14 protein-coding genes are annotated in these 12,931 nt (G+C 58.3%); 7 read left to right on the top strand and 7 right to left on the bottom strand.

Translation table 11 applies throughout. From position 1 onward, the window contains the following. Positions 1 to 183: 183 nt before the first annotated feature. Complete coding sequence (gene bchM, locus NW844_RS09140) at positions 184 to 849, bottom strand: magnesium protoporphyrin IX methyltransferase (protein ID WP_414335078.1); 666 nt, start codon at positions 847 to 849, stop codon at positions 184 to 186. A 159-nt stretch (positions 850 to 1,008) separates the two neighbouring features. On the opposite strand from bchM, the gene NW844_RS09135 reads away from it, so the two are divergent. After that, positions 1,009 to 1,506 carry a hypothetical protein gene (locus NW844_RS09135; RefSeq protein WP_414335077.1) on the top strand — a complete coding sequence of 166 codons (498 nt, stop codon included), beginning with the start codon at positions 1,009 to 1,011 and terminating at the stop codon, positions 1,504 to 1,506. Positions 1,507 to 1,525: 19 nt separating this feature from the next. On the opposite strand, the gene NW844_RS09130 is transcribed toward NW844_RS09135, so the two are convergent. The 4 genes from NW844_RS09130 to wecB all read right to left on the bottom strand — a co-directional run bounded on the left by NW844_RS09130 (position 1,526) and on the right by wecB (position 6,150). After that, entirely contained in the window at positions 1,526 to 2,497 is a 972-nt protein-coding gene (locus NW844_RS09130; protein WP_414335076.1) for a D-alanine--D-alanine ligase, read from the bottom strand. A 69-nt stretch (positions 2,498 to 2,566) separates the two neighbouring features. Then, positions 2,567 to 3,691 (bottom strand): cell division protein FtsZ, encoded by a 1,125-nt coding sequence (gene ftsZ, locus NW844_RS09125; protein ID WP_414335080.1) that lies wholly within the window; start codon positions 3,689 to 3,691, stop codon positions 2,567 to 2,569. Between the two features lie 651 nt (positions 3,692 to 4,342). Further along, complete coding sequence (locus tag NW844_RS09120) at positions 4,343 to 4,912, bottom strand: ureidoglycolate lyase (RefSeq protein WP_414335075.1); 570 nt, start codon at positions 4,910 to 4,912, stop codon at positions 4,343 to 4,345. 110 nt (positions 4,913 to 5,022) lie between these two features. Then, entirely contained in the window at positions 5,023 to 6,150 is a 1,128-nt protein-coding gene (gene wecB, locus NW844_RS09115) for a non-hydrolyzing UDP-N-acetylglucosamine 2-epimerase (RefSeq protein WP_414335074.1), read from the bottom strand. 753 nt (positions 6,151 to 6,903) lie between these two features. On the opposite strand from wecB, the gene mgtE reads away from it, so the two are divergent. The 3 genes from mgtE to NW844_RS09100 all read left to right on the top strand — a co-directional run bounded on the left by mgtE (position 6,904) and on the right by NW844_RS09100 (position 9,321). After that, positions 6,904 to 8,283: a magnesium transporter gene (mgtE, locus tag NW844_RS09110; protein WP_414335073.1), complete on the top strand. Its 1,380-nt coding sequence runs from the start codon at positions 6,904 to 6,906 to the stop codon at positions 8,281 to 8,283. Positions 8,284 to 8,387: 104 nt separating this feature from the next. Next, the gene (locus NW844_RS09105; protein WP_414335072.1) at positions 8,388 to 8,585 is read left to right on the top strand and encodes a hypothetical protein; all 198 of its coding nucleotides are present in this window, start codon (positions 8,388 to 8,390) and stop codon (positions 8,583 to 8,585) included. A 34-nt stretch (positions 8,586 to 8,619) separates the two neighbouring features. Next, the gene (locus NW844_RS09100) at positions 8,620 to 9,321 is read left to right on the top strand and encodes an MgtC/SapB family protein (protein WP_414335071.1); all 702 of its coding nucleotides are present in this window, start codon (positions 8,620 to 8,622) and stop codon (positions 9,319 to 9,321) included. Between the two features lie 227 nt (positions 9,322 to 9,548). On the opposite strand, the gene NW844_RS09095 is transcribed toward NW844_RS09100, so the two are convergent. After that, positions 9,549 to 10,172: a TMEM165/GDT1 family protein gene (locus NW844_RS09095; protein WP_414335070.1), complete on the bottom strand. Its 624-nt coding sequence runs from the start codon at positions 10,170 to 10,172 to the stop codon at positions 9,549 to 9,551. Positions 10,173 to 10,563: 391 nt separating this feature from the next. On the opposite strand from NW844_RS09095, the gene NW844_RS09090 reads away from it, so the two are divergent. Both NW844_RS09090 and NW844_RS09085 read left to right on the top strand, forming a co-directional pair. Further along, positions 10,564 to 10,686, top strand: a complete 123-nt coding sequence (locus NW844_RS09090; protein ID WP_414335069.1) for a hypothetical protein — start codon at positions 10,564 to 10,566, stop codon at positions 10,684 to 10,686. A gap of 33 nt (positions 10,687 to 10,719) precedes the next feature. After that, the gene (locus tag NW844_RS09085) at positions 10,720 to 11,121 is read left to right on the top strand and encodes a YraN family protein (RefSeq protein WP_414335068.1); all 402 of its coding nucleotides are present in this window, start codon (positions 10,720 to 10,722) and stop codon (positions 11,119 to 11,121) included. A 109-nt stretch (positions 11,122 to 11,230) separates the two neighbouring features. Here NW844_RS09085 and NW844_RS09080 read toward each other — a convergent pair whose 3' ends face one another. Continuing rightward, positions 11,231 to 12,523, bottom strand: a complete 1,293-nt coding sequence (locus NW844_RS09080; protein ID WP_414335067.1) for a quaternary amine ABC transporter ATP-binding protein — start codon at positions 12,521 to 12,523, stop codon at positions 11,231 to 11,233. A 145-nt stretch (positions 12,524 to 12,668) separates the two neighbouring features. Here NW844_RS09080 and NW844_RS09075 point away from each other — a divergent pair. Beyond that, positions 12,669 to 12,931, top strand: a 263-nt coding sequence (locus NW844_RS09075; RefSeq protein ID WP_414335066.1) for a helix-turn-helix domain-containing protein, incomplete at its 3' end; no start/stop codon positions are given.

Raw genomic sequence — 12,931 nt, 5'->3', positions numbered from 1 at the left:
GCCCCTCTCCCTCAGGGAGTCAGCCCAAGCGCTCCGCGCCGCTAACGCGACCACCCCCAGCCCCTCTCCCTCAGGGAGTCAGCCCTCACCCCCGGCCCCTCTCCCTCAGGGAGAGGGGAGTTAGGGATCGAGGCAACGAACGGTTTCATTGCCATTGAAAACGACTGTAACTGGGCGACGGCTTCAGCGAACCAGATCGAGCAGCCAGGCAAAGTAGAAGCGGCTTTGAATGGTTTGCCGTTGTTGCACTTTCCAGCCCCACTCGGCAAGGTGGCCCACCAGCGTCGCCTCGCGGTGCTGATAGGCGCGGGTGGTCTTGCTGGGGCCGGGGAAAAACTCCCCCACTTTCTTCAGCAGCGTCAGCCAGGGAGTTTTGGGAGCAAAGCTGAAGAGCAGACGAGACTTGGCCAGTCCGGTCAGGTGCCTGAGCATGCGCAGGGCGTCGGCTTCGGGATAGTGGATCATCACATCCAGGCAGACGACGACATCGTACTCCCCCGTCAGTTCTTCCAAATCCAAAACCTGAAACTGGGGGTTGTCTGTGGATCCCAGCTCCATCTGTTGGCGGCGACGCGCTTCGTTGACCATTTGCTCCGAGATGTCGCTGGCGAACACCTGCGCCCCGCGGGCGGCCAAAGGCAAGCTAAGGCTGCCCACCCCGCAGCCGGCATCGCAAATGCGCAAACCGGAGGGATCCCCCAGCCATTGCAACACCGTCTCGACCGTGCGGGCATGGCCCAGTCGAATATCTTTTTGGACGAAATTGACTTCCTCGTTGCCGTAAATGCGGCGCCAGCGCTCGAAGCCGACCGTGTTGAAATAGTTGCGGACGATGGCTTTTTCTTGCATAAGACTGCTAGTTGTATGCCGGGATCTGCCGGGGAATCACTCCTGGGCGGGCAGATTGGGGATGCGGATTACATTTTACCCCGAAGCCGCTGCCGCCACTCCCAGCGCCTGTCCCATGCCTGTATTAGAATTAACTTGCCTTCACCGGAATAAAACTCAATGACGGAAGCTGAGATTGCCCAGGCGTTGCAGGCCAGCTTGGCTGTCCCTGTCAAAATTGCCGTCAAACGTCGCCAGGGCCATTTGCACGTTCTCCTCAACCGCTCCCCGCAAACCCAGCTCGACTACCCCCATCTCACCCAACAGGTGCGAGCCGCGCTGGAGGCATTTGGCCTATCCGGCCTGGAGCAGGTGACGGTCTATGGACGCACCTCGGGACATTCCGAATACGAGTGGCAGCAAACCGAGCCGCTGCGGGATCCTCTCTTGGGTGCTGAGGAGACCACGCTCGTGCTGGAAAAACAAAGCAATCGGCTGCTGCAGGATCCGACGCTGGTTGCTCCCGATTCCGCCGGCCCCCAGCCTGAGCCCAGAGAAAAGGCTGCCGACAAGAAAGCTGCTGGCAAAGGCGGATCCCCTATTGCCTGGCTGTGGCCGGCGGTGCTGATGGTCGGGATGGGGGTGGCGGTTTTGGTTTTGCTCCTTTTCTTTCTCTAGAAAGCAGCCTGGCTGGGGATCAAGCCGGCTGTGGTGAAGGCCGGGATCCAGACGGGGCTGGGCGAGTCGAAGCCGCCCTTTGCAGGGCATCCTGCAGCATCCGCTCCACCAGCTCCGTAAACGTCCAGCCCAGAGCTGCCGCCGCATCAGGGCAAAGCGAAGTGGGGGTCATGCCGGGCAACGTATTCACCTCCAGCACCCAGGGGTTCTCGTCGGCATCCACCCGCAGATCCACCCGCGCCAGGCCCTCACATCCCAACACCTGATAGGCCCTCAGCCCTGCCGCCTCGCAGCGGGCCAATCCTGACCCCGTGAGGGAACAGGGGATCAAATGCCGCGAGCCGCCGGGGGCATACTTGGCTTCATAATCGTAAAAATCCCCCTGGGCGGGGATGATCTCAATCGCCGGGAGAACCTGGCCGGAGAGGATGGAGAGGGTGATCTCCTTGCCGGGAATGTAGCGCTCCAGGAAGACCCGCGAGGAGACCGAGCTGGCCAACTCCAGCCCCTGAGCAAATGACCTCTCATCCTGGACAATGCTGATCCCCACCGTCGAGCCGTTGTTGCTGGGCTTCACCACCAGCGGGGATCCCAAGTGCGCCACGCACTCGGCCCAGGAGAGCGGTTGCGCTTCATCCCAGACCAGCCACTCAGGGGTGGGGATCCCTGCGCCGCGAAAGATCTGCTTGGACACCAGCTTGTCCATGGCCAGAGCGCTGGCCAACGGCCCGGATCCCTGGTAGGGCAGGCCCAGCCACTCCAGCATCCCCTGCACCACCCCATCCTCGCCGCCGGGGCCGTGCAGGGCAATCCAGACGAAGTCGCAGCCGGCCTGCCGTTCCTGCCAAAGGCGCAGCGGCAGATCCTCCTCCGGGTCGATCAGCTTCACCCGATGGCCCAAATCTTCCAAAGCCCGCTTACAGGCTTTGCCCGTTACCCAAGAAACCTGACGTTCTGCCGAACGACCCCCTGCCAAGACAACAATGTTCATGGCTTAACCCCAAAGCACTCCCCACTCTCAGCAACCGGCACCAGGATAGCCGCATCCCCTTACTCTACCCTACGAAGGAGGGCGGCGGCGGCGCAAAAACTCGGGAATGTCCAAGCCCCCGGAAGCAGGGGGCTCAGGCTCAGGGGGCTGTCGAGGCGATGGCTCAGGGCTAGGAAAGGTGGGCTTGCGCGTCCCCACCCCCACCTTGTTGGCGACAGAGGCTTTGGGTGCAGAAGCGCTGGCGGCGGCCCGCGATCCGTCAAAACCGGTGGCGATGACGGTGATGCGCACCTCCCCTTGCATACGCTCGTCTTGCACGGTGCCGAAGATGATGTTGGCTTCTGGATCCACAGCCTCGGCGATGATCTCGGCCGCTACTGTGACCTCGTGCAATGACAGATCCAGCCCGCCGGTGATGTTAAAGAGCACGCCCTTGGCCCCCTCAATGGAAGTTTCCAGTAGGGGAGAAGACACGGCGGTAATGGCGGCTTCGCGGGCGCGGGACTTGCCGGATCCCATGCCAATGCCCATCAGGGCGGTGCCAGCATCGGCCATCACGCTGCGCACATCGGCAAAATCCACGTTGATCATGCCGGGGATGAGGATGATGTCGGAGATGCCCTGCACCCCCTGACGCAAGACATCGTCCGCGACGCGAAAAGCCTCGTGCACAGGAGTTTGCTCGGAGATCACCAAGAGCAGCTTGTCGTTGGGGATCACGATCAGGGTGTCGACCGCCTCCTGCAGCGCTTGGATCCCTTCTTCAGCCTGCTTGGTGCGCCGCTTGCCCTCAAAGGAAAAAGGCCGCGTCACCACCCCCACCGTCAGGGCGCCGCTGGCCTTGGCAATCTGGGCAACCACAGGCGCTCCCCCTGTCCCTGTGCCCCCTCCCATGCCGGCGGCGATAAAGACCAAATCTGCCCCTTTGAGAGCTGCTGCAATTTCTTCGCTGGACTCTTCGGCGGCTTTCTGACCAATGGCCGGGTTGCCGCCTGCCCCCAGCCCGCGGGTTAACTTTTGCCCGATTTGCAGACGGCTCACCGTTGATGTCGAGCACTGCGCAAGGGCCTGAGCATCCGTGTTGATACTCCAAAACTCAACACCCTTGAGGTTGCTGGCCGCCATCCGACTGACCGCGTTGCCACCTCCCCCCCCTACGCCCACCACCTTAATTTTCGCGGCATTGCTCGGCATGTTCTCCTCTGGATGATCCGCCGCCTTGGTCTGGGCTCCGTTTCTCTCGTACTCGACCTGAGAGTCCTCCCCCACGTAGCGCTCACTCCAGGGGGAAGGCGTTGACTGGGCTTGCTCCAAGCCTTGCCCAGGATTGGGGGGATGGAAGTCCGACCAATTGTTGGATGGCATGTCAGCCCTCAAGATAGCTTAATTCTGGCAAATATTGAACATGCTAGCTGATTTAATATAAGTCAACTCTCCCCCGATGCCAACGGTGAAGACGTTTGTGGATCTTCATAGGCGGATGCAGCTTTCGTACTTTGCCTATGAATCTTCTCTCGCAGTTAAGCTTCCTCTTTTGTACAAGCGAGGTTCCTATCGAAGGGTATGTATTCCCGAACACCTAGTAGGTAGAGCCCAAATTAGGGCAAACTGTTGCCCCCAGCGCGCTTCGGTCGGAGCCGAGCTTGCGCTTGCCTAAAAGCTAACCTTGCGTTTTCTTTTCAGAGTATTCGATAATACTCACCCCTCCCAATTAGAGCCTGGCAGACCAATCGCCAATTTTTGCCGATTTTTAATGCTGAGGTTTGGGTATTCTGCAAACTACCCGAAGGCTTCCGCGCCGAAAGAGTCAGTGGGGGGGTTGCCGTCAGGGATCCGCCCATAGGCTTAGAGCGGCTGCAAATGGATCTCCGCGTTCAGCCGCTGGGGCAGGGAAATTTTAAACACGTCCCCCTGATCCATTTCCTGGGCCGTCGTCATGCTGGCCAGGGCCTCTACCACTTCTTCGGAGTTGGCGGTCAGCACGACAACGGGGCGCTCGCCGGCGACGGGGAAATCGTGCCAGGTGCCGCGGTGCAGCAGCAGCCCGTGCCCAGGGGGGAATCGCAGGGCTTGCACTTTGTCGAGATCGGGGAGGGTTTTGGGACGGTTGGGGGGAGCCATCACCATGATGAACGGCTCCTGCCCCAGGCCGACAAACAACTGGGTCATGCGCAGGTGGCGCTCCAACCAGAGCACAGGCGGGTAGCCGGGCAGGATCTTAGCAGTACGGATAACGGCCTTGCCGGTGTATTGAAAGTCAATGTTCTGCCCTTCTAAAACACGCCCCTGATAAAAAGGGATCCCCAACCCGGGATGGGCTACATCGTCCCCCAGCAGTTGGCCAAAGGGCCGCACATTTTCAGGGGTTGCCTCCACAATCGGCACCCGGACAACGGTGGTGGCAGTTGTGCTCATGGTTCTTGCTCTTTGTTCGCTTCAGAGTCCATTTAACTGGCCATCTTAATAAAAGCGACAGGTAAAGAAACGGTTTTCCCAGTAACGGTCTGGGCTTCCTCAGTTCCTGTTTATTTTTTGGGGCCTTGCGAGTTAAGCCACCGCTCGATGATGTGGTGAATTTGCCGGGCGGCAGTGCCGTCGCCGAAGGGGTTTTGGGCTTGAGCCATGCGGGCATAGGCCTGGGGATCCGTGAGCAATTCTCGGGCCGCCTGCAGGATTTTTTCGGGGTGGGTGCCCACCAGGCGGGCGGTGCCGGCGGCAACGGCTTCCGGGCGTTCGGTGGTTTGCCGCAGCACCAGCACCGGTTTGCCCAAAGCTGGCGCCTCTTCTTGAATGCCGCCGGAGTCGCTGAGAATGAAGGTGCAGCGCTGCATGGCGCTCACCCAGCAGGGATAGTCCAAGGGATCGGTGAGAAAAACCCGCTCCCGGGATCCCAACAGGGCCTGCAGGGGATCCCGCACCACCGGGTTGGGGTGGAGGGGCAACAGAAGGGCGGTATCGGGGAACTCGGCCAAAAGTTGCAGCAGGGCCTTGGCGATGGTTGTGAGGGGATCCCCCCAGTTTTCCCGCCGGTGCACGGTAACCAACAAAACCCGATAGCGCTCCCAGTCCAGGCCAGGGATGGGACAGGGGAGCCCGAGGGAGGCCACCTGCAGCAGGGCATCGATGACGGTGTTGCCGGTGCAGTAAATGGAGCCGACCACGTGGCTGCGCTTAAGGTTCTCCACCGCCTGGGGGGTGGGGGCAAAGTGCAGGCTGGCCAACTGGGAGATGAGGCGGCGATTGGCCTCTTCGGGGAAAGGATGGTAGAGATCATCCGTGCGCAGGCCGGCTTCCACATGCCCCACCGGGATGCGTTGATAGAAAGCGGCCAGAGCAGCAGCGAAGGCGGTGGTGGTGTCGCCCTGCACCAGAACCAGTTGGGGCTGGCGCTCCTGAAAATAAGGCTCAAGGCCGCGCAGGGTGGCTTCGGTGATATCGGTCAGGCTTTGGCGGGGACGCATGATCCCTAGATCCCGATCCGCCTGCAGGCCAAAAAGTTGCATCACCTGATCCACCATCTCCCGGTGTTGCCCGGTCAAGATTACCTCGGTGCGCAGATGGGGACTGGCGCGCAGGGCTTGGATCACCGGGGCCAGCTTGATGGCTTCGGGCCGCGTGCCCAAGATCACAGAAACCAGGGGAAGGGTGGCCATAGGTTTATGGGCAGCGGTTTCCCCAAGCTCACAAGCCGCCAGGATAGGGATTTTGCTCAGTCAGGCTGGGAGCAGAACCCGGAAGAGGTTGTGCTCTCTTGTTCACTTACCCCGATCTTAGCTCCCCAGCCACTCCGCTGATCGTTCACCGGATATGCCGGACAGAAAAAGGTTGACGGGATCCCCCTCCGGCAACTAGCCTAAAAAGGGCTGAAGAGATCCTCTTCAGGCTGTCCGGGTTGTTCCGGTTCAACTTTCTTGGAGGAAAACGTTCAACACCATGGACGCTTCTGGCAGTTGTAGCACTGGCCGGCAAGGATCGCTCTTCGGGGATCAAATCCTTGGAGACCTACATCCTACTGGTGTCTTCCTTTTTCCCGCTGACAGCTTCAGTCGTCGCTTGAGAGGATCCCGTTTCGCCAACGCGAAGGGGCAGGAGAGCTTTCTCAAATAGCTTCTGGCTTGGGTGGCTCTCTCGGTCGGCGACGAACAGATGGGCTGAGCAGAGCTCGACCTGAGCATCGGAAAAGGGAAAATCAGGAGTGCTTCAAAGGGGACTTCCCCTGGCTTTGGCTTTTGTAGGTGTTCGTGGGCCAGGGGATCCCTTTTATCGACTTGGGCTTTTGGGCTTCGAGTCGGGTCTAAGGCTTTGTGAGGCGTTCAGCTTCAGGGCTCCCATGAGCTTTGGAGCACGAGTTGGCCGTTGCCCTCCGGGTCTTTTATCCGGCTAACTTCAACCTTCGGAGGTTTGTTATGCGGCAAAACATGCTTCGCGATCTTCTCTCTCCCGCCTCTTTGGAAGCCGCCAAGCGAGCGGCCAATCGTGCCCCTATTGCCGAGCTGGTGCAGCAGTTAATGGAGATTTCTCCACGGCAGCGGGTTTTGGCTTTTCGCCTGTTGGAAAAAGACAAAGCTATGGCGGTATTTGAGTATCTGCGGCCCGAAGAACAGGCCGATCTCATCCGCAGCATGGAAGACCCAGAGGTGATCCGGCTGGTGGAAGCCCTACCCCCAGACGAGCGGGTGCGTCTATTTGAGGAGCTGCCGGCCAAAGTTACCAAGCGGCTGATCGCCAACCTCAGCCCAGAAGCCCGTGAAGCCGTGAATATCCTGCTGAACTACCCGGAGCGCAGTGCCGGTCGGCTGATGAACCTGCGCTACTTGGCGGTGCGCGATACCCTCACCGTCGGGGCGGCTTTGGCCAGCGTGCGCGACTCCCAACTGGGGGACGACGAGCTGGATGTCATCTTTGCGGTCGATGACCAGCGGTTCTACAAAGGTCTGGTGCGCACCGTGCGGCTGGTGAAAGTGGATCCCGACCTACCCATTCGGGAGCTGATCGAAGGATCGGATATTGTTGCTCGGGTTACCGATCGAGATTTGCAAGCAGCCCGCCTGCTTAAGGATTCCGGCTTGCCGGCCATTCCGGTGGTAGACAGCGAAGGGCGCTTGGTGGGGGATATCACCTTTGAGGATGTGATCAACTTGGTGGAAGAGGAGGCTACGGATGCGGCTTTGGCCCAGGCCGGGGTGGCTAGCTTGCTCAGCCGCGATAAGGTGTGGAGCGAGCGGCTGGTCAAGGGATCCCGCTGGTATTCTGTGCGTTTGCGCCTCACTTTTTTGATCATCACCCTGATCGGCGGCATGTTGGTGGGGGGAGTGATTGAAACCTTTGAGGAAGTGTTGCAGGCAGTTACAGCGGCGGCTGTTTTCATCCCGGTGATCATGGATATGGGCGGCAATGTTGGCACCCAATCCACCACCATCTTTGCCCGTGGTCTCGCCTGGGGCCATATCAACGTGAAGCAGTTTCTTGGCTACTTGCTGCGAGAAGCCAGTATTGGCGGCATTATTGGTGTCATTCTAGGGGTTGCGGCTGGGGTGATTGCTTACTTCTGGCAGGGAGCACCCAATGGGATCCCACAGTTGGGTCTCGCAGTGGGCCTATCTATGGCCATTGTGTTGACTTTGGGAGCTTTTCTGGGAGCGATTCTGCCCTGGATCCTCTTAAAGCTGGGCTTTGACCACGCTCCCGGGGCAGACCCTTTCATCACCACCATCAAAGACTTCACCGGGCTCTGGGTGTATTTCACCCTGGTAGCTTGGCTGGTCGGCGTTGAAGTCGAGCTCTGAGGCCGCTCTTTTCCCCTTGCAGTCCAACTTCGGCTCCCAGGCTACCCCCGGCCTGGGGGAGCTGGTTTGAGATTGAATCCGATTATTCGTTCAGGAGGTGTGCCATGACCTTGAAAGCTCCTTCCACCACAGCTCAGTTCCGGTTGCTGCTGCAGCGCTACGCCCATCGAGTCAGCATAACCTGCGCTTTAGAAACAGGTGGTAAGCTGGCCCCAGAAGTGGCCTTTGCTCAACTGGAAACCCTCTGGCAGGCTCTGGAACAGGCGGCCAAAGCCCTTGGGATCCCAGATGTAGCCGGCTAGCCCTCACTCCTCCACGAGAACTGGAGCCTGACCTATGACCTGGATCGACTTCACCTTCCGCCTAACGGTTGCTTTTATTTTGGGATCCCTCATCGGGTTGGAGCGACAGTGGCGGCAGCGCATGGCCGGCCTGCGCACCAACACCTTGGTGGCCACCGGTTCAGCCTTGTTTGTCATGCTCTCAGTTCTCACTCCTGATGAAAGCAGCCCGACCCGCATTGCTGCCCAGGTGGTGTCGGGGATCGGCTTTTTGGCCGGGGGCGTCATCCTCAAAGAAGGGGCCAGCGTGCGCGGCTTGAACACCGCTGCCACCATCTGGTGTGCGGCTGCCGTGGGAGCCTTTGCCGGGGCGGGGTATATTCCCCAAGCCGCTATTGGGGCAGGAGCTGTGCTGATTTCCAATATTCTGCTGCGCCCCTTGGGCTACCGCATCAACCAGCAGCCCCTCAAAGGCACAGAACTGGAACTGGTCTATGAGTGTTCATTTATTTGCAAAAGCCATGCGGAAGCCCACCTGCGCGCTCTGCTGCTGCAGGGCATAGCCCCTTCCCATCTCAAATTGCGAGCTCTCTACAGCGAAGATCTGGAGAACAAGCCCGACCTCGTTAAAGTCGAAGCGGAGCTGGTTACTCAAACCCGCGATGACCAGGCTCTAGAACAGGTTGTCAGCCGCCTCAGCTTAGAGCCAGGAGTGATTACTGCCCGCTGGCGGATCATCGAACAGGAATTTGGATAATCCGAACTTTTTCTCCCGACTTCATGGAAGTTCTATAGCCAAAAGGCAGAATGTGACCAGCTCAACACAGAGCGGACCCTTGGGATATGAGGCGAGAGGAGATTTTGTAGTCCAAGCGGAAGCAGATCCTATAGTTGTGGTTATTTCAAACCCGACTACACTCCTCGGTGCTCCGCTTCACTGACGCAACAAACTGTTTCATGACCATTTGAAATAACTACAATCGTTTACCCTAACAATTCCCAACTGGTTACCAACGCAAACAGCAGAAACAAGCCGCCCCCCACCCAATGCACAGCCCGTTCAGAGATGTGGGCTGCTAAGAAGCGACCACCCACCACCGCCAACCCCACCATCAGCCCATGGCCGAGGGTGGCCCCTGCCCAGACACTCAATCCCGGATGGGTGGCTGCCAAAGAAACGGTAGCAATCTGAGTTTTGTCCCCGAACTCGGCCAAGGCGGTCAGGCTAAAGGCCTCCCACACAACAGCCCAAGCCCCGCCGTGGCCAGCGCCTTTTGCTTCGGCTTGCTCCACCAGTCTGAGGGCTTCTTTCTCTTCTTCCTTCTCCTGCTGGGGAGTCATTTGGTAAGCTTGCCAGAGCATTCTTAGTCCAAAAGCCGCGAAAACTCCAGCCGATAGCACTCGCACACCCAGGGGTGGCAGCAGCTTAAAAAGCACTTTCCCGGCCACCACCGCCAGCAAGGTCATAGCGGCCAAAGCCAGCCACGTTCCCAAAAAAACCCAGCGGCGCGGGTGGCGCATAGCCAGAATCAGGGGGGTAAAAAAGGTCTTGTCCCCAAATTCCGCTACCGTGACCAATAACAAACTGGACGCAAAACCAGCCCACATTGTTTAGCCTCCAACCTCTCTTGTGTGTGGAATTGGCTCACACCTGGAGGCGAAGGCTGGAGAAGTCAGACGGACTCACCAAGCTCACCTCCGCGTGAACTCAGTGAAAGTCTCGTCACCAAAGCAAGATCCTCTGCTTGCCTTGTCTCTTGCACCGGGCTGTTTTCAGCCAGTATGTCGATGCAGAGGGCGGTAAGCCGCCTGACTACTCCCTTTCCAGCCTGAATGGTAGCATGCTCAGCTCATCAAGAAAAGCTCTCCGTTCGCGCCCGTAGCCCTTTGGGATCCCTGACATGCCGTGCCTTGCCGATGTTGATGCTGCTTCCCGCAACTATGCAGGAGAGACAGGTTATCATGGTCACGGTTCAAGAAAAAATCAGGAGAAGACCACGTGGATGCAAAGCTAGTCTTGGTGGGGGTTGCTCTTGCCCTCTCTTTGGCAAGTTTTTACTTCGGCACCCGCAACGGCTTTTACGACACCGACAAATATCACGGCAATGGCTCCGCCCACTAGAGCTGAGCACTGGTTTTTTCTTGGTATTTTTTCATGGATCCCTTGCCCAGAAGAGCTTCCCGCCAGAATACAGGCGATGCTGGAGAGGGCTGGGTGCGGCAATATCTGTGTCAGCAAGGCTGGCAGATCCTGGCTCAGCAATGGCGCTGCCGTTGGGGTGAGTTGGATCTGGTTGCCCACAGAGCAGATGTGCTGATTTTTGTAGAAGTGAAAACCCGCAGCCCCGGTAGCTGGGATCAAGGTGGGCTTTTGGCGGTTGCGATCCCCAAGCAGCGACGCTTGATCCGAGCTGCCCAGGCCTTCTTGAGTCAGCATCCTCACTTTTGCGAATTGTCCTGCCGCTTTGATGTCGTCTTGATAGAGCGCCGGCCCTCTCAAGAAGGGGCAAGCTATGTGTTGGTTGATTACCTGGAAGCAGCTTTTGAGATTTTTTGAGGCCAACTCACCTTGCTTGTCAAGACTACCGGCCTCAATAGGATCATCCAAGTGGCTGATGTGTGGCGGCCCTGGCCTATTTTTTTCTGGCCAGGAAGATCATGGTTAGTTAGACCGCGAAAAGAGAGTCTTCCCCCGGATCCCTTTCCGTTCGCGCTAGCGGGCCGTAGGCCTTGGATGGGATACAAGATTGGCCCAGACGACCGACCACCGAAAACAGCTCCGCTTGTTCCACTACGCCCTTGAAGCGCCCTTCTCGATCTACAACGGCGATGGGAACTTCTCGATCCCAGTAGCGAAATAGCTCCTCCAAGCTGGTGGAAGCCTGAACTTGAGGAAAGTCTGTCCGCATTGCTGTGTGGATATCTTCCTCTCCTGCCTGTAGAGCCTGTTCCAGAGACGCCGGAGATAAAACCCCCACAGGACGCCCCTGGCGATCCAATACATACAGAGTGCTGAGATCATGCTCGCGCATTTGGGCAGCCGCAGCCGAAAGAGAGTCCCTGCCCAAAATGAGGTATAGGGTTTTGCGGGTAATGGCTCCGGTTTTCAAAACCTGGGCCCGGTTCACCTCCTGGACAAAATCGGCCACGTACTGATCTGCCGGTCGGGTGAGAAGCTCTGCCGGGGATCCCACCTGAACCAAAGCCCCATCCCGCATGATCGCCACCCGATCTCCGATTTTCAGGGCCTCTTGAATGTCGTGGGTGATAAAGACGATGGTCTTTTGAAAGCGCTCTTGTAAACTCAGCAGCTCCTGCTGCATTTCACGGCGAATCAAGGGATCCAAAGCGCCAAAGGCTTCGTCCATGAGCAGAATATCGGGATCGGTGGCCAGTGCCCGCGCCAAGCCCACCCGTTGCTGCATGCCCCCGCTGAGATCGGCAGGATAACGATCCGCCCATTCTCTGAGGCCCACGATCTCCAGCATTTCCAGCCCTCGCTGCCGCCGGATTTGGGGCTCCACCCCTTGAATTTTCAGCCCATACTCCACGTTTTCCAAGACGGTGCGATGGGGAAAGAGGGCGAACTTTTGAAACACCATGCCCATGGTTTGGCGGCGGATCTGGCGCAAACGACCGGGGCCGACCTGAAGAATATCCTCACCATCCACCTCGATTTTCCCACTGGTGGGTTCGATCAGCCGATTCAGACAGCGCACCAAAGTGGATTTGCCGGAGCCGGAGAGGCCCATGATGACAAACAGCTCCCCCTGATCAATGGTCAGAGAGACGTCGTTGACGGCTAGAACATGGCCGGTACGCCGAAAGAGAGTTTCCCGATCCAGCCCCTGCCGCACTTGGGCCAAGGCTGCTTGGGGATTGGAGCCGTAGACTTTGGTCAGATGTTCAATACGGATTTTGGGGATCTTGGGTCGATTTTGGGCCTCACGAGCACTCATGATGGATGATGTTCTTTAACAAACACGGTCATTCTAGAAAAGTTTTAGCTAATCCGCCGAGAAGCCCCGCTCTGTACCCGTAGGGTCAGAGCCGCTTGGGAGAGGCGGGAACATCCCAGTTGTGAATAGGTATAATACTCCCATCATGAGAACTGCTTACCAGTACCGCTTGCGTCCTACTCCCAGGCAAGTCGCCTGGATGGACGGCTGGCTTGAGCCGCTGCGTAGGCAGTATAACTATCGCTTGGCAGAACGCTTCCGCTGGTGGGAGCAAAATCGCTGTGACATTCATGCTTGCTCCTTAACGGTCTGTCACCTGCCCCAGTTGAAAGACCAGCCCACCTTCTACTCCCAAAAACGAGACTTGGTCAATACCAAGGTCCTGGTTCCCGTTCGCGCTAGCGGGAC

Source organism: Synechococcus sp. H55.2, from assembly GCF_047462495.1.
In the GTDB taxonomy this organism is placed as follows: Bacteria; Cyanobacteriota; Cyanobacteriia; order Thermostichales; family Thermostichaceae; genus Thermostichus.
This window is presented reverse-complemented; position numbering and strand designations above follow the sequence as displayed.

Bases quoted from the DNA above. Each gene is read 5' to 3' on its own strand.
- bchM (WP_414335078.1), bottom strand. From the start codon at position 849: ATGCAAGAAAAAGCCATCGTCCGCAACTATTTCAACACGGTCGGCTTC.
- NW844_RS09135 (WP_414335077.1), top strand. From the start codon at position 1,009: ATGACGGAAGCTGAGATTGCCCAGGCGTTGCAGGCCAGCTTGGCTGTC.
- NW844_RS09130 (WP_414335076.1), bottom strand. From the start codon at position 2,497: ATGAACATTGTTGTCTTGGCAGGGGGTCGTTCGGCAGAACGTCAGGTT.
- ftsZ (WP_414335080.1), bottom strand. From the start codon at position 3,691: ATGCCGAGCAATGCCGCGAAAATTAAGGTGGTGGGCGTAGGGGGGGGA.
- NW844_RS09120 (WP_414335075.1), bottom strand. From the start codon at position 4,912: ATGAGCACAACTGCCACCACCGTTGTCCGGGTGCCGATTGTGGAGGCA.
- wecB (WP_414335074.1), bottom strand. From the start codon at position 6,150: ATGGCCACCCTTCCCCTGGTTTCTGTGATCTTGGGCACGCGGCCCGAA.
- mgtE (WP_414335073.1), top strand. From the start codon at position 6,904: ATGCGGCAAAACATGCTTCGCGATCTTCTCTCTCCCGCCTCTTTGGAA.
- NW844_RS09105 (WP_414335072.1), top strand. From the start codon at position 8,388: ATGACCTTGAAAGCTCCTTCCACCACAGCTCAGTTCCGGTTGCTGCTG.
- NW844_RS09100 (WP_414335071.1), top strand. From the start codon at position 8,620: ATGACCTGGATCGACTTCACCTTCCGCCTAACGGTTGCTTTTATTTTG.
- NW844_RS09095 (WP_414335070.1), bottom strand. From the start codon at position 10,172: ATGTGGGCTGGTTTTGCGTCCAGTTTGTTATTGGTCACGGTAGCGGAA.
- NW844_RS09085 (WP_414335068.1), top strand. From the start codon at position 10,720: ATGGATCCCTTGCCCAGAAGAGCTTCCCGCCAGAATACAGGCGATGCT.
- NW844_RS09080 (WP_414335067.1), bottom strand. From the start codon at position 12,523: ATGAGTGCTCGTGAGGCCCAAAATCGACCCAAGATCCCCAAAATCCGT.